The 20445-nt window shown below is 54.4% G+C and carries 22 protein-coding genes; 20 read left to right on the plus strand and 2 right to left on the minus strand.

The genetic code is table 11. The features are described 5' to 3' along the window. Positions 1-2: 2 nt before the first annotated feature. From AC6I6H_RS03010 to AC6I6H_RS03065, 12 genes are all read left to right on the plus strand, one after another. Positions 3-440: an HK97-gp10 family putative phage morphogenesis protein gene (locus tag AC6I6H_RS03010; protein ID WP_497951064.1), complete on the plus strand. Its 438-nt coding sequence runs from the start codon at positions 3-5 to the stop codon at positions 438-440. Beyond that, positions 437-796, plus strand: a complete 360-nt coding sequence (locus AC6I6H_RS03015) for a hypothetical protein (protein ID WP_497951066.1) — start codon at positions 437-439, stop codon at positions 794-796. The genes AC6I6H_RS03010 and AC6I6H_RS03015 overlap by 4 nt, the downstream gene beginning before the upstream one ends. Further along, complete coding sequence (locus AC6I6H_RS03020; protein WP_497951069.1) at positions 796-1386, plus strand: major tail protein; 591 nt, start codon at positions 796-798, stop codon at positions 1384-1386. Before AC6I6H_RS03015 ends, AC6I6H_RS03020 begins: the two co-directional genes overlap by 1 nt. 36 nt (positions 1387-1422) lie before the next feature. Further along, positions 1423-1845, plus strand: coding sequence for a hypothetical protein (locus AC6I6H_RS03025; RefSeq protein WP_497951074.1), 423 nt, complete (start codon positions 1423-1425; stop codon positions 1843-1845). Positions 1846-2014: 169 nt separating this feature from the next. Then, the gene (locus AC6I6H_RS03030; RefSeq protein ID WP_497951077.1) at positions 2015-4015 is read left to right on the plus strand and encodes a hypothetical protein; all 2001 of its coding nucleotides are present in this window, start codon (positions 2015-2017) and stop codon (positions 4013-4015) included. Between the two features lie 4 nt (positions 4016-4019). Beyond that, positions 4020-6329 carry a fibronectin type III domain-containing protein gene (locus AC6I6H_RS03035; protein ID WP_497951080.1) on the plus strand — a complete coding sequence of 770 codons (2310 nt, stop codon included), beginning with the start codon at positions 4020-4022 and terminating at the stop codon, positions 6327-6329. Next, positions 6329-7447, plus strand: a complete 1119-nt coding sequence (locus AC6I6H_RS03040) for a hypothetical protein (RefSeq protein WP_497951082.1) — start codon at positions 6329-6331, stop codon at positions 7445-7447. Before AC6I6H_RS03035 ends, AC6I6H_RS03040 begins: the two co-directional genes overlap by 1 nt. Next, the gene (locus AC6I6H_RS03045) at positions 7444-8031 is read left to right on the plus strand and encodes a hypothetical protein (protein WP_497951084.1); all 588 of its coding nucleotides are present in this window, start codon (positions 7444-7446) and stop codon (positions 8029-8031) included. Before AC6I6H_RS03040 ends, AC6I6H_RS03045 begins: the two co-directional genes overlap by 4 nt. A 127-nt stretch (positions 8032-8158) precedes the next feature. Beyond that, complete coding sequence (locus AC6I6H_RS03050; protein ID WP_497951086.1) at positions 8159-8605, plus strand: phage holin family protein; 447 nt, start codon at positions 8159-8161, stop codon at positions 8603-8605. Beyond that, positions 8605-9375: a glucosaminidase domain-containing protein gene (locus tag AC6I6H_RS03055; protein WP_497951088.1), complete on the plus strand. Its 771-nt coding sequence runs from the start codon at positions 8605-8607 to the stop codon at positions 9373-9375. The genes AC6I6H_RS03050 and AC6I6H_RS03055 overlap by 1 nt, the downstream gene beginning before the upstream one ends. 2 nt (positions 9376-9377) lie before the next feature. Beyond that, complete coding sequence (locus AC6I6H_RS03060; protein WP_497951091.1) at positions 9378-9770, plus strand: phage holin, LLH family; 393 nt, start codon at positions 9378-9380, stop codon at positions 9768-9770. 186 nt (positions 9771-9956) lie between these two features. Beyond that, a complete protein-coding gene (locus AC6I6H_RS03065; RefSeq protein ID WP_497951093.1) occupies positions 9957-10592 on the plus strand; it encodes a DUF4760 domain-containing protein in 636 nt (211 codons plus the stop codon). Between the two features lie 282 nt (positions 10593-10874). On the opposite strand, the gene AC6I6H_RS03070 is transcribed toward AC6I6H_RS03065, so the two are convergent. Beyond that, positions 10875-11336, minus strand: a complete 462-nt coding sequence (locus tag AC6I6H_RS03070) for a hypothetical protein (protein ID WP_497951097.1) — start codon at positions 11334-11336, stop codon at positions 10875-10877. A gap of 345 nt (positions 11337-11681) precedes the next feature. After that, positions 11682-12476, minus strand: coding sequence for a DUF3800 domain-containing protein (locus tag AC6I6H_RS03075; RefSeq protein WP_497951102.1), 795 nt, complete (start codon positions 12474-12476; stop codon positions 11682-11684). Between the two features lie 142 nt (positions 12477-12618). On the opposite strand from AC6I6H_RS03075, the gene AC6I6H_RS03080 reads away from it, so the two are divergent. The 8 genes from AC6I6H_RS03080 (at position 12619) to alaS (ending at position 20431) form a co-directional block, all read left to right on the plus strand. Beyond that, positions 12619-12837 (plus strand): YolD-like family protein, encoded by a 219-nt coding sequence (locus AC6I6H_RS03080; RefSeq protein ID WP_497951468.1) that lies wholly within the window; start codon positions 12619-12621, stop codon positions 12835-12837. Beyond that, positions 12837-12980: a hypothetical protein gene (locus tag AC6I6H_RS03085; protein ID WP_497951105.1), complete on the plus strand. Its 144-nt coding sequence runs from the start codon at positions 12837-12839 to the stop codon at positions 12978-12980. Before AC6I6H_RS03080 ends, AC6I6H_RS03085 begins: the two co-directional genes overlap by 1 nt. Before the next feature lie 337 nt (positions 12981-13317). After that, positions 13318-14463 carry a cysteine desulfurase family protein gene (locus AC6I6H_RS03090; protein WP_497951107.1) on the plus strand — a complete coding sequence of 382 codons (1146 nt, stop codon included), beginning with the start codon at positions 13318-13320 and terminating at the stop codon, positions 14461-14463. Positions 14464-14580: 117 nt separating this feature from the next. Next, positions 14581-15099, plus strand: a complete 519-nt coding sequence (locus AC6I6H_RS03095; RefSeq protein WP_497951109.1) for a PRC-barrel domain-containing protein — start codon at positions 14581-14583, stop codon at positions 15097-15099. A gap of 7 nt (positions 15100-15106) precedes the next feature. After that, entirely contained in the window at positions 15107-15316 is a 210-nt protein-coding gene (locus AC6I6H_RS03100; RefSeq protein WP_497951111.1) for a YrzR-like zinc ribbon domain, read from the plus strand. 140 nt (positions 15317-15456) lie between these two features. Beyond that, positions 15457-16527, plus strand: coding sequence for an AI-2E family transporter (locus tag AC6I6H_RS03105; RefSeq protein WP_497951113.1), 1071 nt, complete (start codon positions 15457-15459; stop codon positions 16525-16527). 94 nt (positions 16528-16621) lie between these two features. Continuing rightward, on the plus strand, positions 16622-17368 hold the full coding sequence (locus tag AC6I6H_RS03110; protein ID WP_497951115.1) for an SGNH/GDSL hydrolase family protein: 747 nt from the start codon (positions 16622-16624) through the stop codon (positions 17366-17368). Positions 17369-17803: 435 nt separating this feature from the next. Continuing rightward, positions 17804-20431: an alanine--tRNA ligase gene (gene alaS, locus AC6I6H_RS03115; RefSeq protein WP_497951119.1), complete on the plus strand. Its 2628-nt coding sequence runs from the start codon at positions 17804-17806 to the stop codon at positions 20429-20431. The last annotated feature ends 14 nt before the right edge of the window (positions 20432-20445 follow it).

The following is a 20445-nucleotide window of genomic DNA, read 5'->3' on the forward strand; positions in this document are numbered from 1 at the left end:
GCATGGCTCGAATAGTACCCCAGTTTGGGAACGGCCTGATAGACGCCCTTGCCGCCCTCGGCTCCGCCGGCGACGATTTATCCGTGGCGATGTTGGAAGCCGGGGCCGCGCCTGTGCAAAAGGCAATCAAGACCCGAGCGGCCAAGCACGACCGCACAGGCGGCATGTCCGCGTCCGTCAAGGGACGGAAAGCCAAAAAAGACAAGTCCGGGAACTGGTCCAAGCGAATCGAATTTGATGGATACGATACAAGCCGCAAAAAAACGCCGTCCGATCCCCGAGGGGTCCCGCATGATCGGAAAGCGATGGCGCTGGAATACGGCACAAGCAAGCAACCGGCCACTCCCTTTATTAGGCCAGCCGTGGATGATAGCGGAGCCGTCGCGGCCGATGAAATGCAAAAAGCGTTTGACTATGCGACGGAGGACTTGAAATTATGAACATCAACCCCCTGGTGGAACTGGCCCTAAAGGGGATCGTGATTGCCCGGTCACCCGTCCCGGTCGCGGCTGTGAAGTATGACGGCAATGCGACGACCTATATCACGTATTACACCCTATCCGAACGGCCGACGGTTCACGCCGATGACGAGGATCAGGAAGCCGAAACCCGGGTGACGGTGGACGTGTTTTCGAAGTCCAACCCCACGTCGCTTGTAGCCGAGGTTCGCCGGCGGATGCGGGAGACTGGTTTCGTTTGGATCGAAAACGGCCCAACCTTGTTTGAAGCAGGATCGAATTTTTTCCACGTACCAGTTGATTTTTACATTGAAGATTTCGAGGAGGCGGAAGCCTAATGGCAAACATTGGTTTAAGGAACCCCGTTTATGCGCCACTGACGGAAGACGATGCCACGGGAACGTTTAGCTACGGTCCCGGGAAGGTGGCGGGCAAGGCCATCAGCGTCAACGTGTCGCTCAACATTTCGGACGTTCCTCTGTATGGGGATGACGGATTGGCAGAACGGGCGCGGGAGTTTATCGACGGAACACTGACATTCACCGCGGATGACCTTACCGCTGGGGTTCGAGCGGATTGGCTTGGGAATGTCGAAACACAGGAAACGGTGGGGAGCGGATCTGGAGCGCCAGAAGTGGATGTCTTATCGTCCACGTCCGAGGATACGCCGGGGTATTTTGGTTTTGGTTACATTCAGTCCAAAATCAAAAACGGCGTGCGCCTATATCGCGCTGTTTGGTTTACCAAGGTGCAATTCGGGGAGCCGAGCGAGACCGCCGAAACCAAAGGGGGCAACATTGCATGGCAAACGCCCGCCATCGAGGGGCGCTTGTCCCGGCGCAACGATACGCGCTGGAAGCAGGAAACCACGGTGGAAAGTCTGGCAACGGCGAGAGCTTGGTTGCACAGTAAGGCAAACATAACGTAATGGAGGTGAGGGCGGGGCTGCGGCTCCGCCTTTTTTATGAGCGACATGAAACGGATGGGGGTACCGATCACACTGGACTGTGAACGGAACCTTATATTTAACCTGAACGTCCTGGAAGCCTGCATCGAAAAATATGGATCCATGGATAAACTTTTAAATGAACCTATGTCCAACCTCGCATCCCTGAAATGGCTCGGGGCAATGATGCTCCAGGAAGACGCCGAAATGTGGAACGAGGAATACGCGGATCAAAAGAAATCGATTCTCACTGAAAAGCAAATCGCCCGGTTGCTGGATGGCGTAGGCGGCATCAACGATTTTCAAAAGGCGATTCGCGAGGCCATGTTGAAGGGGCTTCCGGCGGAGGCTGTCGCCCAGGCTGAGGAAATGGAAAAAAACTTGATGGCTGCGCAGATGACGACGAACCGGGAGACGAGGAGGAAGGCATCCCGGAAATAGACTTTGCGCAGCTCATTTATATGGGAACCACGGTACTCGGTTACCCTGAACGGCATGTCTGGCGCATGACCATGCGCAAGCTGACAAAACTTGCCAAAGCACATCAAGTTTATCACAGTAATCGGCCAATCGATAACGGGGATATCGTTCCGGGAGAGGATGTGTTGTAATGGCAGGGAGTAGACGGATCGGCGCTACGATTGCTCTGGATGGGGAGCGGGAGTTCAAGCGTGCCCTCTCGGAAATCAACGCCGGTCTGAAGGTCAATGCCAGCGAATTGGCAAAGGTCACGGCGGAGTATGCATCCAATGCCTCCTCTGTCGGGGCGGCAGCTGCGAAAAGCGAAATTATGGAGTCGCAGATTGCTGGACAGGCGGAAAAGGTCGAGAAACTTCGGGAGGCGCTGGCGAAGTCGGCGGCTACTTACGGCGAGAGCGCGACGAAGACGATGCAATGGCAAATCAGCCTGAACAAAGCAACTGCCGACCTCGCCAAAATGCAAAACGAGCTGCAGGAGTCCCGGGAGGCGGCAACGGGCTACCATCAGGCCATCGCCGAAATCGATGCCGGTTTGCAGGTGACGGCCGCCCAACTATCCAAGGTGACGGCCGCCTATTCGGATAACTCGAACTCGGCAGAAGCGCTGACCGCCAAAAACGAGATTTTGGAATCGCAGTTGACGAGTCAAGCCGAAAAGGTCGAGCAGTACCGTGCCGCGTTAGCCCGTTCCGTCGAGGTGTACGGAGAGGCGGACGCCCGAACGCTGGAATGGCAAAAGGGACTTGCGAAAGCGGAAACAGAACTGATTAAGGTAGAGAAGAGCCTGGACAAGAACAACGAGGCGTTGAGAAATTCGGGGGAAGCCCACAAGAACCTTGGGGATAAGGTGCTATCTTTGGTTGACTCGATCGGCATCCGGTTACCCGAAGGGGCTCGCAACGCTGCTCAATCCCTCGACGGCGCAAGGATATCCATGGTTGCTCTCGCCGGCATAACAGCGGGGATCATTGTCGGCTTCGGTAAAATGACTATCGAAACGGCGAAGGTGGCTGGAGAAATTGAAGAATTGGCCCACAAAACAGGGCTGTCGGTGGAGAAGATTCAAGAACTCAATTATGCCGCTGAATACCTAGAAGTGTCCACGGAAACCATCGGCGGGGCTATGGCGAAGCTCACGCGGTCCATGGACTCAGCAAGAAGCGGGACGGGGGACGCAGCGGAAGCGTTTCACCAACTTCACGTGAAGGTGACTGAGAACAATGGCAAGCTAAAGGATAGCGAAACGGTCTTTTACAGTGTGATCGATGCATTGGGCTTGATACGCAATGAAACGGAAAAGGACGCTCTCTCTATGGCCGTATTTGGGAAGAGTGCCATGGAACTGAATAACCTCATCCTTGAAGGTAGCGATGGGTTGAAAGATTATGCGCGGGACGCCCGCGAAATGGGCTACGTCATGTCCGAGGAGCAGATTTCCAAGTTTGCTAAGCTTGATGATGCTATGGTGAAGTTTACAAAGGTGGGCGAGGCTACGAGAAATACTTTGGCATTAGCCCTATTGCCGTTAATGACATCGCTTTTTGAAGTTCTATCCAAAGTTCCGCCCAGTGTCATTACAACCGTTGCGGTTGTAGGGTCCATGGCATTGATGTTTGCCACCGTGTTCAAAGCGATATCGGCGGCTACAACTGGCTTCAAAGATTTAAAAGGAATGATGACTGATGTGGCAAATCCCGCCACTAAAACGAAAATGATCATCATGGGCGTGACCGCCGCCTTAATCGCCCTCGGGGTCATTATAGCTGTCATTATTGGCAAAACGGGAGAGTTGGACCGGGCTATGTCAAACATCGGAACCAGCGTGGGAAATATGAACTCAGCTGTCAATGGGGCCGGCTCGCAAGTTGGCCGCAACGCCAAAGGAACCAATAACTGGCGCGGCGGGCTTACGTGGGTAGGAGAAGAAGGGCCTGAGCTTGTTGATTTGCCAAGAGGGTCACGGGTGTACAGTTATCCTCAGAGCATGCGGATGCTGCAGCAAGCGGAGGCTTCAACGGCCGCCGTCAATCAGTTTATCACGGTTAACGTTCACGCCGACGATCTGCAAAAGCAGGCCGACGTGGTCAGGTTGTTCGAGGGGTTGCGGCAGCGATCAAGATCGAGGGGGTGAAACGATGGCACAATATACGATCACGCTTCCTTGTTTGGGCGACACATACATTGATAGAAATGCCCCGAATGCCAAATACGGCGGGGCGACTGAACTTAAACTTGCTTCCTACGGCCCTACAGGTGACATCCAGACGTCTCAAGCCCCTCGTCTCATCCCTCTGTTTTTGTTTGACAACAGTTCCATTCCGGCCCGCAAGAGGATTGACAGAGTCGTCCTAGGCATCTTCACAACAAACGCAATAGACGCGGGTATGGACATTGTTGGCGACGGAGTGCATCCCGAACTCGACGGAAAGATTGAAACGGAAATCGATGCATCCGGAACATGGGCATCGTATGCGTTAATTGCCTATTCCAACACCATATCTTCGGGGCAGAGCGGGTATTTCGAATTGATTGTTCCCGCCTCCTCTGTACAAGCTTCAGCAGGGGCTCATTGGATCTCGATAAGCCCGAAAGACACGCCACAGAGTCCAGGTCACGCGAAGGAGATCCGAATCAAGTCTAGGGAGCACGGAAGCAACCCTCCGATCCTCACGGTTACGTACTCTGACGTGCCCCCAGACGCCCCGACGCCGCTCGATCCTATCGGGGCGTACAAAAACAACTCCGGTGTCATCCGTCTCTCTTGGGTCTACAACAGTTCGGTTGGTGGGATGCAAAAGGGGTTCAATCTGCAATGGTCTACAAACGGGGTTTCTTGGTCGACGATCAACGTCACATCGGCCAACACCTTTCATGATGCGCCTGCTAACTTTTTTCCGTCGGGGACGATCTATTGGCGTGTCCAGACGATCAACGAATACAATGAGACCAGCCCGTACAGCAGCATATCCACCTTTTATGCAATCGGAGCTCCGGCGACGCCATTGGTAAACTCCGCATCCCCTTACACGGCTCGTCCTGTGATTGGATGGTCTGCAACCGATCAACAGGTTTATCAGCTACAAGTCGCTGATAACGCGGGGAATGTGGTCTATGACTCTGGAATCCAGCCGGGGGTTTCCGCGAGACTGCACAAGGTCGCAGCTTTCCTGGGAGAGGGCGGTTACGAGGCTCGCGTCAGGATCAAAAACCAGTATGATCTATGGTCTTCATGGGGGAGCACAACGTTTATTGTTTCAACCAAAAAACCAGGGAAGCCAAACATACTACTGAGCGATGGTGACTACGGACCATCAATACTAGCAACCGGGACAGCGCCCCCTCAAGCGGAAATGGTTAGTTTGTTATTGACCGGAGAATTAGCGTGGGAGGTTCACCAACGGTTATCGACCCATTGCGTTGTGCGAGTCTTGGGGTTAATGCCTAACGTTATGCCAGGCACTAAAGGGGCAACAAAATACAATGGTGTACCTCTATCGCATAAAACAACAGCCGGCGCAACAGGTCCTGATGAAATCTTTGACGCAGATCAACCTGCTTATAATGCCAATCTATATATTGGGATTCCCAATGCGGATAGTGGATGGGGGCCGAGCTACACGCCAACCTTTGACGAGATCAAAGCGTATTTTTATGGGTGGGTTATGGTGAATGCCGACCTATGGGCATCTCAGATTATTCCTTACAATGGGACAGGCACAAAAGGTTGGATGCGGCGCTGGATAGGCGATGGCGCCCTCGATGGTCTCTCTACATCGGTCGGCCCGGTAATAACTTACACAGGCGTTTGGACGGTCCCCACAAATACAATGGGTTTTAGATGGACACCTTATCGCTTGCAATACCAAATCCAGCCATACACGATACGAGATTTTGTTCTTTATAGATCGTCAGGCGGAGCTTTTTTGCCGATCGCAAAAAATGGTACCGGGTTGTTCGTTGATTCCACGCTCAGAAGTGGTCAATCCTCCGAATATTATGTCCGCGTGGTGTCTTCAGCTGATACCTACGTTGACAGCGATATAGTGACCGCAACGACAACGCTCACGAATGGTGCACTAACCCAAGGCAATGAAACTATTGAACTGAGACGAAGCCTGAGCACCAGACCGCCGAAAGAATTTAACCGCACGTCGTCCGGGAAATCTATCAACTTTGTCGGCCGCTCATACCCAGTTATCGAGATGTCCGAGCACATGGAACACAGCGTTCAGCTCGCTTGCTTTATGTCGGACGACAAAATCGAACGGTTGATCACCATGCACGATCGGCGGCGGCCGTTATTGTATCGCAACCCTCGCGGCGTCCGTTTTTGGGCCATGATGAGCGGGCTGGCATACAAGGAGGAGCGTATCGGGAAGCTACTCGGTTACAGCGTATCCTTTGTTCTGACGCAAGTGGATTATAACGAGGAGGTGGCATTGTAATGCTCAACCTTGCAGTCTCCGGTTACGACCAGGAAGCGATAATTGACCGGCTTCACGCGAGAGATGGGACGCGGGAAATAAAGGTCCGGTACGACCTTCTGAGTCGATATGACGTCAAGATCGGCGAACTGTCTGGCGGGACGTCCGGGCAAGTCTCTATGGCGTCTCAGGATGAGATCAAACGGACCGCTCAATTTGTTGTAGAGGATGCCGACGCCAACAATATCGACTGGCTTAATGACCGGATACGTCCGGTTTTTTTGCTGCGCATGCCGGACGATGGATACGCCGAGTGGCCGCTCGGCGTATTTTTGCTATCTTCTCCCGTTCGGCAGAGTACCGGGACGGGGATAACTCGTAACATCGAGGCATATGACGCAAGCCTGATCCTTCGGGAGGACAGATTCGCTGACCGTTACCGTATCCCGGCGGGCACGACATATACGGACGCCGTTAAAGGTATCCTTTACTCGGCTGGGATCAGCAAGGCCAATCTGGTAAGCCACGGCGGCGCACTCGGAACGGATCGAGACTTCGAGATCGGGACGACTAAGCTGGAGGCGGCCAATCAACTCCTGACGGAGATCAATTACACGTCTCTATGGGTGGACGAGGCGGGTTACTTTGTGGCCGCGCCTTACATCCTTCCGACGGATCGGGAAGCGGAATACAGTTACCGGGACGACGAATTATCCGTGATGCATTCGGGAGCGCAGGAGGAGCTTGACCTTTTCGCTGTCCCGAATAAATGGGTGATCGTCGCCAGTAATCCGGAAAAAAGCCCGATCGTCAGCCGGTACACCAACGACCTGATTACATCCGTCACAAGCACCGTCAACCGCAACCGGACGATAGTCGATTTTCGTCAAGTTGACGACGTGCTGAATCAGGCGACGCTTGACGCTTATACCAAGCGCATTGCCTACGAGGGCAGTCAAATTTACGGCAAGCTAGTCTTCAGCACGGCGATCATGCCGCACCATAGCCACTTGGATATGCTCTTTGTCGAGCACCAGGAACTAGCCGTTGGGGATAAGTACTTAGAAACCAGTTGGTCGATGGAGCTCACGCCGGGAGGCCGCATGACACACACTTGCAGGAGGGTGATTCATATATGAGTATCCCTACTCCAGACGAGTTGCTTCAATCGCTGGCGACTGCTCCGGAAGGATCGGAGTTCCGGCTGGCTGTTGTGGCCGCTCTGCATACCAACGGGACGGCGAAGATTACTTTTGATGGAGAGTCGGAGGCGTCGGCTAAGCAATATTCCTACATCGCCAGCTATCAGCCTCAGATTGGCGATCGCGTGCTATTGGCCGCTGTCTCCGGCACGTACATCATCCTTGGCAAAGTCAATCACAACGTCGCTCCAAGTGGTGAGGGGGACGGCTCCATTTTCGCCGCGATCACCGTCAGTGGCCTTGGGACGTTGGGCGGTCTGAAGGTCGACGGAGCTTCAAACGTCAACACGCTTACATCAACCGGTCTGGTTAAGGCGGCCAGCCTCCAGGTGACGGGTGAAACCAACCTCCAAGGGGTCAATACACGAATCGGAGTTGGTGGCGGCAGCATCGGGTTTTATGGTACGGCTCCACGCACCAAGCAGACGGTGTATTACGCAGGCGCGAGCGATGTCCAGACGAAGCTTAATGCACTTATCCAAGCTTTGGGTAGCTTGGGCTTAATCACCCCGAGCAACTGATCCAAGGCCCTTGGCGCTACAGTCGAGGGCTATTTTATTTAACGGGGGGGTGGCGACTACGTTTGCGCATATTAAACAATTTCTTACGGTCATCCACACAGCGGCAGTGGGTTCCGGGTGGCGAGAAATGGGGGTTGGCGGTTCTATATCTCTCGCCGGGGTGTTTGCGACAGTAACAGGCCATTTGGGCGGCTGGGACGGCCCGCTGAAGTTTCTCGTTGTAGCTATGACATTTGACTACCTGACGGGATTTCTTGGGGCTATCAAGTCCAAGACCGTTAACTCGGACGTCATGTTTTGGGGGGGCATCCGGAAAATCACCGTGCTGGTGATTATCGGGCTCTCTGCACTCGTTGACAACTGGATTCAACCGGGAGATCCGATTTTTCGAACTGCCGCGATTTACTTTTATGCCGGGCGCGAAGGGTTGTCAATCGTCGAAAATCTCGGCGTCCTCGGCGTCTATCTGCCTCCAGGGCTGCGGGACTTTCTGGCCCAATTGGCCGAGGACAAGCGGGGGAATAACCCCGCAAAATCGGATGAGCAGAGCATCAAGCGGGAGGGTGGAGTCTGATGCCATACACACGCGAGCAGTTTATCGCCAAGCTGGCCCCATATGCGGTCGCTGACATGCGGCGCACGCGCATCCCGGCAAGCTTGACCATCGCCCAGGGTTGCCTGGAGTCGGCCAACGGTAATAGCGGGCTGACCGTCAAGGCAAACAATCTGTTTGGCATCAAAGGCAAAGGACCGGCTGGCAGCGTGACCATGCAGACGCGTGAGCATGTCGGCGGCAAGTGGGTTACGGTGGATGCGCCGTTCCGGGCCTATGGCGATTGGGGCGAGTCGGTCGCAGACCACTCCGCGCTGATCACCGGCGGCGTGAGCTGGGACCGGAAGCTCTATCATAAAGTCCTCGGGGCGGACGGCCGGACGGCGGCGCGGGAGATCGCCAAGGCCGGTTATGCGACTGATCCAGGCTACGCTAACAAGTTGATCGCTATTATGGACGCGCACAACCTATACCGATACGACGCAGCGGAGGAGCTGCCGGACAAGGAGGAGGAGCCGATGACTGCGGAAGAAAAACGGCGCATGGAGGAGCTGGAGCGGACGGCCACGGAGCTGCAAAAGACGGCGGTTGCTTTGGCGGGGATGGTATCCGAACAGAGCGAACAAATCGAGGCTCTGAAGGAGCAGCTGCGTGAAAAGCCCGCACCTGAATGGGCGGCACCGGCTATGGAGCGGTACGGTACGTACCTGACGGATAAAAATGTATCGCGGGATCTGGCGCGTATTTTGACCGTGCTGGATAAGCTTGAAAAAGAGAGGGAGGGGAAATAACTATGCAAACCATTATCGACGCAGCGCAGCCGTATTTATCGGCTATCGTGACGGCGCTCCTGGGGGCACTGACGGCCGTTATCCTGACGATTGTTGCCCAGCTCCGGGCAAAGGTTATGACCTGGCTTGAACGGCGAACGACTGCCGAACTGCGGGTTATCCTGCACCGGTTAGCAGCCGAGGGCATGGCACTGGCGGAGGCAACCTATCAGGACGGACGAGGGCCGGACAAACTGCAAGCAGCTCTGGGGTATGTCTCCGCAGGGCTTGGCAAACTGGGGATCAAGTTTTCGGCGGCTGAGATTCAGGCGGCCGTGGAAAAAGCGGTCCTCGATCATAACGCCGTCAAAAAGCCAGCTCCGATCCTTTCACCGGAAACGGCGGCAGAGTCTTAACTCCGTACAATGCAAAGCGCCCCGCCAATCGAATAGGATAGTGGGGCGTTTATTTATTTGTAAATAGGTAAGAATTAACTTATGATTACATAAAATTAAGAAGTGCAAAAAAAGTTAATGGGATAAAAAGGAATTACCCTCCTCTTGGCGAATTATCTATATACGGAGGGGGAGATTTCTTGTAATATGTTCGACTGGCTAAAAGAAACATTTTCTTTTCTGAATGATGTAGCTGGTGTTGCATTGGGCATTGGTTTGTGGGTAACTATTTCACAGGTCCGCCTTTTAAAGAAGGACATGAAGGAAAAGTCTGAGCGTGCAGCTGTAGAGAACTCATTGAAATTCCTCGATATCTACGCCTCAGAAATTTTACCAGCTTACAATCAATATCGAGAGGCTTTAGCAAGAGAGATCAAAGAACCCGTGACAGATAGTAAACTATATTTTCGAAATTATACAGTCACCAGCGACGAGCTATCAAAAGAACAGCTTGCCGAGATGATAATAAAAGTGGAATCACAAGTTCTTTATGTTTTGAATAAGATGGAATATCTAAGCGTAGCAGTCCTAAAAGGCGTAACAGATGATGATACGATGTTTACGCCAGTGGGTAAAAGTTTTTGCGGGATATTTGAAAGAGAGCTCGTAGTGATTGCCTTTTACCGTTCATCTGGTGAATTTTTTGTCAACCTAATTGAAATGTATGAAAAGTGGTCTGCAAGGTTAAAGAAAAATGAACTTGAGAAACAAAAGAAAAGTGCCGAAGCAATGATTTTACAACTAGGGGACAAAGCAGATAATGTAAGATCTCTAGGCCTTTAAGAGAGGATGATTTCTTGTGAAAGATGAACTTATGAAAAAACCCAAAGAAGAGCTCATTAAAATTTTGTGGCAAAGTATTGTGCGTGCCGAAAAAGATCTTTCTGCTCTTAAAATGTCCCCCTGCAAATAAAACTTCTACATCAGACGATGCCAGACAACCCCACACACCAAATAGGCGTGTGGGGCCTTATTCGCCAAGCAAAACGCCTCGCTGCCTATTCGGCGGTCGAGGCGTTTTTTTGCTTTTCGCGGGCCGTTCGGTATAGTTCAATTCCATCCGGGTCATTCAAGCCCAAATTGAGATTTACTATCCAATGCTCCACCCTGGAATAAGAAGGTAGCGTTTGCCCCAGGATCTCCGACTCCTTGATAAGAGTAAATCACCGAGTGGGAATCGGTGTCGGGGTCGCCAGCTTCCGAAATAAGTTCTCCCGCCCCACCAATTATTTTTTTTACTTGGTTATATGACATTCCATTTTTAATCAGCCGAAATTCCTCTGCCGATACAGTTACGGATGAAGTTTCAGTAATGGGGGCATTTTTATTTTCTAAATATCTCAGGTAGTCCGTGCCAGACGGCGTATCTTCCGAAATTGTCATGACCAACCCAATTATGACCCCCACAAAACTGAGCATCAATCCGGCGAAGTGAATAGCGTATGGTTTTTTCTTGATGGCAGTTCTTATCATCAGCCATAAAAAGACTACTAACAGCACAAAACACACAATCATCAGGATTATCAAATCGTCACCTCCCTATGGCTAATATTACCATGATGTTGGGAGTGGGTGAAGAGTTTATGCAAAAGCTCGCCCGGACGGGTTAGCTTGCGGCGAATATCCGCGACTATCGCGGTGCTGACGCTGTTCTACCGCACTCGAAATCCGGTTGGAGTACAATGCCATTAAAAAGTCTGAACCGATTTTGACGGCTTAATAATGAAAGCCCCCACTTGCCAACAAGGCAAAATTGGGGGCTTTATTAATAAAGAAAGAAACAGACTCCGAGAACAAGGATCCCACGTCCAATTGACGCTGCCGTTATCAAACGACCTTGTTTTTGCCTCGCGCACGCCTGCTCTATCCATATTATACCATGACCTTGGGCTTTGTAAACAGCTCTAGCCAAGGGTACTCTAAAATAATTTCATCATCGTTAGAATTCATCGGGTAAAACTTCATTCCATATGAATGATAGTTGTTAGCAACGTTATATACATGCGATTTTAACTGCAGAATGTAACTCTCTTCGTACAATCCAAAACTATTCTTCTCGAGTGCCTTAAAGAGTGAACTTGTTATGGCGTCGGCTAGTTGCAGATTTTTGCTTTGGCTTTTATTTAGAGCTTGGGTATTGAGAATTGTGTTCTTGCGAATTTGAACAGTTCTGTCCTTTTCAATTTGTTTAATGTAACGCTCTAACTCTTCAAAAGAGGTGCTACTCCTGTTTTCGAAGATTAAGTTCGCCTTGCTATGCCCTTTACTATCAACGAGCCAAGAAACGCGCTCCAAAAGATACCTAGTGTAATAATTGTAAAGAAATCCTTTATGCGCTTTGAAAGTTTCTGGTTTCTGCATTCTTTTTTTATTTACTGCAACATAACAGCATCGAAACAACCCAGTTGACACCAAACAGCTGATGACATATTTCTTTCTGTCGTGTGGCATATCAACAAAATGGAGGGGTTTTTGACGACATTTTTCAAATTTGAAATGCGCTTTAATTGTGTCTACACATCTTGAAAGCTGCAAATCATTTGATTTGCGCACAATAAGCGCTCCGATTATAAACCATTCGGAACTTACCCACTTTTCTTCTTTAACTGCAAAACCTTCATCGCCGGCTTCATCGATATAAACATTAAAGATATCAGATTGCTCCATAATCTTCTCCGTAGTAGGGAATATTAGGAATATTATACTCTCTATCGGTCTGGATTATAAGGGAACGTGCATTCCGTGTTGTGATACTTTTGAGTATTTTTCTTGATAAACGAACTTTTGTTCGCATATAATAAAGTCAACGATACTCGCGCCAGAGGAGATCGACGAGATCGACGGCATGATCCGGGTGGCCCGCGCGGACGTGGTGCCGATTACACTGGGCATCTGGACCGAGTATGAGATCCGGCAGCTTACCGGGATCGTGGCGTATATAGATCCGCACTTACGGCGGGTAAAAATCGAATTTGACGAGGGTTTTGAATGGGTGGATTTCGGGGAAGTCACGGGGGCACGGTTTTAATGCTCACGGATTTTGAACGAAAATTGCTTCGGATCGTGTACAACTATTTCACGAAATACCGGCGGATGCCGACCTATGCGGAGCTGTCCACGACGACCGATCGGGATCGTCGGGGCTTAACGGCTTACAGGAGCAGCCGTTGATAAAGTAAAAAGAGCAGAAAGGCGTTCGGTCCTTCCTGCTCTTTTTTGATACCCACGCCTTCCCCACATTTTTTATTGTATTTCGTTGTTTATTAATGTAGATACTTGTAGGTATGAAATCAAAAAAAACCAGTAGTATTGCGGGTTAATCTTGACTCTGCTACAATCCTGTAGATATAGGCAATTATATGTTCTACATTTAGCCCGGAACTAACCCGGAACGCCATTCACCATGCTTGGCCGAAAAACGGACAGCCGTCGGGGCGGGGACGAAGCAGCTTCCCCGCAGCGAGAGTGCGGCCCGTTTTTTTGTCCGATTTTTTGGAGGAGGTTCGACATGAACCGGATTTATTTGGACCATGCGGCGGCGACGCCGATGCACCCCGATGTCTTGAAAGCCATGCTTCCCTATCTGTCGGAGGCGTACGGCAACCCCTCGAGCATCCATTCCTTCGGGCGCGAGGCGCTGGCCGCGGTCACGCGCGCCAGGGACGGGATCGGCCGGGCCTTGAACGTATCGGGCCGGCAGATCATCTTTACTTCGGGCGGCACCGAAAGCGATAATCTGGCGCTTTTTGGCCTTGCCGCGGCGGGAGGCTACAAGGGGCATCTCATCACGAGCCGGATCGAGCATCACGCCGTGCTCCACGCCTGCGAACGGCTGGAGGAGATGGGCGTGGAAGTAACCTATCTGCCGGTGGATGCCAAAGGGCGCGTTTCGCCCGATGACGTAAAGGCCGCCCTGCGCCCGGATACGTTCCTCATTTCCGTCATGTTCGCCAACAACGAGACCGGCACGCTGCAGCCCGTGGCCGAGATCGGGGCGGTCGCCCGGGAAGCGGGGGTCCTTTTTCACTCGGACGCCGTACAAGCCTTTGGTTCGCTGCCCATCGACTTAAAGCGGCTGCCCATCGATCTGTTAAGCCTGTCGTCGCATAAAATACGCGGCCCGAAAGGCATGGGCGCCCTTTACGCCGCCGACCGCGTCCGCCTGAAAGCCCAGCTTTTCGGCGGGACCCAGGAGCGAAACCGCCGGGCCGGGACGGAAAACGTGCCGGGCGCCGTCGGTTTTGCGGAAGCGGTCCGGCTGGCCGCCGCTTCGATGGAGGAACGACGAAGCGAGCTGGAAACGCTGCGCGGCGTGCTGCTTGACGCGCTCCGCGACGGGCTGCCGGCCGCGGCGAAGCCTGTCGTAAACGGCGATGAAGCGCAACGGCTCCCGCATATCCTCAATCTTGCCTTTCCCGACGTTCCGGCGGAGACGCTGCTGATGAACCTGGACCTGGCGGGCGTCGCCGCCGCCAGCGGCTCCGCCTGCACCTCCGGTTCGCTTCAGCCCTCCCACGTACTGGAGGCCATGGGCCTGGACGCGGGCTGCATCCGCTCCTCGGTCCGGTTCAGCCTCGGCGCCGGAAACACCCGGGAGGAGATGCTCCGCGCCGCCGAGATCGTTGCAACCGCCGCCGCCCGAATCCGTAAGTAAGGGGAACCTGCCGGGCGCTCCGCATAGCCGGCCCGCCGTTTTGTAAATACTAGAAGCGCCGCCGCGCGGCGCAAAGCAAACCCGGGCGGCGCAAAACGAAACGAGGCGGGATCAGGGATGCGCAAAGCGCGCGATATCGTCGGCTTGCCGGTGATCGAGCTTTCCACCGGACGCCGGATCGGCCAGGTCAAGGACATCATGTTCGATTCCGGGTGGCGGGTGAACTGCCTGCTGCTGGAAACGAGAACCTGGTTTACCGCCCCCCGGGCGGTCGTATGGGACAAGGTCGTTTCCGCCGGGGAGGACGCCGTCACCGTGGACCGGGAGGACGTCATCGCGGAATGCCCCGAGATTTCGGACGCCTTTTATCTGCTGCGGGACCCCAAAATCGTCGGCCTGCCGGTGCTGACAAGAAATGGACAAGAAATCGGGGTGCTCGAAGATGTTTACATGGAGGAAAAAGTGGATAAAAGAATAGTAGGTTTCGAAATGTCGGAAGGCTTCCTTTCCGATTTAACGGAAGGGCGCAAGTGGCTTCCATTTCCGGAAGAGGCTACCCTCGGTGAAGACGCTGTCATCGTGCCGATACATAGCCGCCTGGAGGTAAGACCGCTTACTAACGAGGAGATAGGGTGATAAATGGATGCGTTGTCCAAACTGCAACTCCAAAGATATCGGAAAAATCGGCTCCCATCAATTCTACTGCTGGGGCTGCTTTATTGAGCTGACCGTAAACGGAGAGAAAATGTCCGTTTTTCAAGTGGAGGAAGATGGGACGCTTAGTTCGCTTGACGACCTGTTTTTCGAGGATGTCCCCATGATTCCGCATTTGTCGCAGATGCAGGCGAACTGACTTTTTCGGGAACAACGCTCCACGCGGCCGGCCGGGAACGCGCATTTCCGGCTTTTTCCCGTTTGGAAGGCGCGAAGGGGATTAGAGCTCCGGGATTCCACATATACTGAAGAAGGCAAGTCCTTCCGGAGGTGTATGGTGTGGAATCCTTTTTTAATAACCGCTGGTTCAAGGGACTGACGCTGTCGCTCCTTGCGCTTTTGGTCGTGCGCATGCTGCTGCTGGTCAAGCCCTTGCTGCTGAATGCTTACGGGCTGGCGAGCGCGGTGCTCGCGCCTTTTTTTATCGCCATGATCATCTCCTACGTGCTGAACCCCATCGTCAACCTGCTCGGCGAGCGGAAGGTGCCGCGGGGAGTGGCGATTCTGCTGATTTACGCGGTATTCCTCGCCTCCCTCGCCGTGATTCTGGTCAACCTGATCCCGATGTTCATCCGGCAGCTCACCGAGCTGAACGAGCATTTGCCGCAGTTCACCGCTCGCGCGCAAGCCTTCCTGGCGAACTTTAACGACAGCCGCTACGTTCCGGAAAGCGTCCGCCTGGGCATCACCCGCTCTCTGGACAAGCTGGAGGCAGGCATCTCCAGCGCCATCTCCCGCTACATCGACCGTATCGGCACTACGCTCAACACGGTGTTTCTCGGCTTTATCATCCCGTTCCTCGCCTATTACATTTTGCGTGATTTTCAGGGCATCCAGCGCGGGCTGCTGTCGTTTATTCCGAAACGGCACCGCCGCCACGCGGTCCGGCTGCTGACGGAGGTTGACGATGCGCTCGGGAATTACGTGCGGGGACAGTTTCTGGTCTGTCTCATCGTCGGGATTATGTCCTGGGCGGGGTACTGGCTGATCGGCCTGCCGTATCCGCTCCTTTTTGCCTCCGTCGTGTCGCTCACGAACATTATCCCGTACCTCGGTCCTTATTTCGGAGCGGCGCCGGCGCTGCTGTTCGCCCTCACCATCTCCTGGAAAATGGTGCTCTACGTCATCCTGGTCAACTGGATCGTGCAGCTTCTGGAGGGAAACGTCATTTCGCCGCAGGTCGTCGGCCGGACGCTGCACATGCATCCGCTTACCATTATTCTGGTTGTTCTGGCCGGGGGAGAGATCGGGGGCGTGCTCGGGATGATCATGGCGGTGCCGTTTTACGCGGTATTGAAGGTGCTGGTTCAGTACATCCTCCAGTATTACATCAGGCGCAAGTCGGCCTGACGGGAAAGGTCTCTTTCGGCATGCGGAAAAATTGACTTTGCGGGCGGCTCTGCCTATACTGAATAGAGAAACTAAAGGCCCGGGGTGTAAACCTATGACTATAGACGATATCCGAAGAAATTACAAGCTGCTCGTTACCGGGGATTCCATTTCCAAGGGTGTCATTTTCGACGAGGAGAAGGGAAAATACGTGGTGCTGGAGGAGAATTACGTCTCTATCCTGCAGAACAAGCTGAAAGGCATCATCCGCAACACGGCCCGCTTCGGCAATACCCTGACCAAAGGAATCAGCCGGCTGAAGAACGATGTGCAGGCCGATACGCCGGACATTGTGGTGATCGAATACGGAGGGAACGACTGCGACTTCAACTGGAACGAGATCGCGGACAACCCGGACGACGAGCACAGCCCGAAGACGGACTTTCACGAATTCGAAGCGAAGCTGAAGGACACGATCCATTTCCTCAAGAGCCGGCGGATCATTCCCGTCCTGATGACGCTGCCGCCGCTGAACGCGGAGAACTATTTGAAATGGGTATGCCGGAACAACCCGCTCGCCGAAACCAACATCCTCAAATGGCTCGGAAACGCCACCAAGATTTACTGGTGGCAGGAGCGGTACAACTCCATGGTGATCAAAGTGGCCCAGGAGACGCGGACCAAATGGATCGACATCCGCGGCGCCTTTTTGCAAAACCCGGACTTCACCCAGTACCTTTGCGTGGACGGCATCCACCCGAACCGGGAAGGACACCGGATCATCGCGGACAAGGTTCTGGAATACGTCCAGTCCAGCTATTCTTTCCTGCTCAAGGACGGACACGAGCCGCTTCCGAACTGACCGGCGGCATCCGCCCGGATGACCGGGCGAGCGTTGACAAAGGCCCGAAGCGCTGTTTATAATTGGTTAAAACGTTGACGAAAACCATGCGTTCGCAGTCTGACCGGCAGAGAGGAAGCCCCGGCGATCAGCGGAAACGCGCAGTCCCCGTATCGGAAACCCGTCCTTTGGGCGAGTGTCCGGCGGAATGCGCTTTGATCACCGGCTGCAAGGGCTTCTCGGACCAAGCGCGATCGTGCCGCTTTCGGAGTGCGGTTGACAACCGCCGGCTGGACCCGTTACCGTCCGTTTAAGGTGACTGCACGCTTCGTTTTCCCGCTATAGCGGGGAGAGGGCCCGCAGTAGCCAGGGTGGTACCGCGACACGATCGTCCCTGCATGCGCAGGGGCTTTTTTGTTTGGCAAAGCATGAAACATTTTGGGAGGGTCTTACGTTATGAAAGCTAGTGAAATTCGTCAGAAGTGGCTGGATTTCTTCGCCAGCAAAGGACACCGCATCGAGCCGAGCGCTCCGCTCGTGCCGCACAACGATCCGTCGCTTTTGTGGATTAACGCCGGGATGGCGCCGCTGAAGCCGTATTTCGACGGCCGGACGAAGCCGGAAAACCCGCGCATCGCCAACGCGCAGAAATGCATCCGCACGAACGACATCGAAAACGTCGGCAAAACCCGCCGCCACCATACGTTCTTCGAGATGCTGGGCAACTTTTCGATCGGGGATTACTTCAAGGAAGAGACGATCACCTGGGCGTGGGAATTTCTGACCGGCAAGGAATGGATCGGCTTTGCGCCGGAGCGGCTCTCCGTTACGGTCTACAAGGAAGACGACGAAGCGTTCGAAATCTGGAACAAGAAGATCGGCATTCCGGAGGAGCGCATTTACAAGCTGGACAAGGATAATTTCTGGGACATCGGAGAAGGCCCGTGCGGCCCCTGTACGGAAATTTTCTACGACCGCGGCGACAAGTACGGCGATCTGAACGATCCCGAATGCTGGCCGGGCGGCGAAAACGAGCGTTTTCTGGAAGTGTGGAACCTCGTTTTCTCACAGTTCAACCACAACAAGGACGGCAGCTATACGCCGCTCCCGAACAAAAACATCGATACCGGGGCCGGGCTGGAGCGGTTTGCGTCCATTCTCCAGGACGTCGATTCGAACTTCGACACGGACCTGTTCGCTCCGATCATCGCCGAAACCTGCCAGATCGCCGGCGTGACCTACAAGGCGAACGAGGAGACCGATGTGGCGCTCAAGGTTATTGCGGACCACATCCGTTCCGTTTCCTTCGCGGTCGGCGACGGCGTGCTGCCCTCCAATGAAGGCCGGGGCTACGTCATCCGCCGTCTGCTCCGCCGCGCGGTGCGCTACGGCAAGCTGCTCGGCATGGACAAGCCGTTCCTGTATCAGCTGGTCGGCACCGTCGGCGACATCATGGGCGTCTACTACCCCGAGGTGGTTGACAAGAAGGAATTCATCGCCAAGGTGATCCGCAACGAAGAGGAGCGGTTCCACGAGACGCTGAGCGACGGTCTGGCGATTCTCGCCGGTCTTGCCGAAGCTGCACTGGCGAACGGCGGGAAGACACTGTCCGGAGCGGACGCCTTCAAGCTGTACGATACCTACGGCTTCCCGTTCGACCTGACCGAAGACTTCGCTTCCGAGCACGGCCTTTCCGTGGACCGCGAAGGATTTGACCAGGCGATGGACGAGCAGCGCAAGCGCGCCCAGTCGGCCCGCCAGCAGACGGAAAGCATGAAGGTTCAAGGCGGCCCGCTGGCGGACTTCACGGAAAAATCGGAGTTTGTCGGGTATACGGAATGGATCACGCAGGCCAAGGTACTGGCGGTCGTGCATCAGAATCAAATGGTGGATATGGTGGGAGCGGGCGAGGAGTGCGCCGTCATTCTCGACCAGACCCCGTTCTATGCGGAAAGCGGCGGGCAGGTCAGCGACCGCGGCCGGATTGAAAACGAAACGGTCAAGGCGTTCGTCAAAGACGTGACGAAGGCTCCGAACGGCCAGAACGTCATGACCGTGGCGGTGGAAAGCGGCACGCTTCGCCGCGGCGACAAGGTAGTCGCAGAGCTGGACCGCGCGCTTCGCACGGATACGGTCAAAAACCACACGGCGACGCATTTGCTGCACAAAGCGCTGAAGGAAGTGCTCGGCGGGCACGTCAACCAGGCGGGCTCGCTGGTAACGCCGGAACGGCTGCGCTTCGACTTCTCCCACTTCGGCGGCGTCAGCGCCGAGGAACTGAAGGATATCGAAGCGCGCGTCAACCGGCAGGTGTGGCTGAACACCGAGCTGGTCATCGTGCAGAAGCCGATTGAAGAGGCCAAGGCGATGGGCGCGATGGCGCTGTTCGGCGAAAAATACGGCGACGTGGTGCGCGTCGTGCGCGTAGGCGATTACAGCATCGAGCTCTGCGGCGGCTGCCACGTCGGCGCCACGTCCGAGATCGGGCTGTTCAAGATCGTCAGCGAAAGCGGCATCGGCTCCGGCGTCCGCCGGATCGAAGCGGTGACCGGCCGCCACGCCTATGCTTACGTAGAGGAGCAGCTCGGCCTTCTGGAGCAGGCCGCCGGCCTGCTGAAAACGAACGTGCCGGACGTGCCGAAGCGCGTCGAAGGCCTGCAAGCCCAGCTGCGCGAGCTTGGCCGCGAAAACGACTCGCTGAAGAGCAAGCTGATGAACGCCGAAGCCGGCGGCCTGGTCGACCGCGTGAAGACGATCGCCGGAATTCCGGTGCTGGCCGAGCAGGTCGACGCGCCGGATATGGATGCCCTCCGCTCGGCGGTTGACCAGTTGAAAACGAAATTGCCTTCGGGTATCATCGTGCTTGGCGCCGGCAGCGGCGACAAGGTGAACCTGGTGGCCGCTGTGACACCCGATTTGGTCGCCAAAGGCTTCCACGCCGGCAAGATAATTAAAGAAGCGGCCGCGGTATGCGGCGGCGGGGGCGGCGGCCGGCCGGACATGGCGCAAGCCGGAGGGAAGGATGCCTCCAAGCTGGCGGACGCTCTGCGCAAGGCGGAAGAAACCGTAGCAGCCCAAGCTTGAGGCCCGAACCGGAA

This window comes from Gorillibacterium sp. sgz306347 (genome assembly GCF_059735245.1).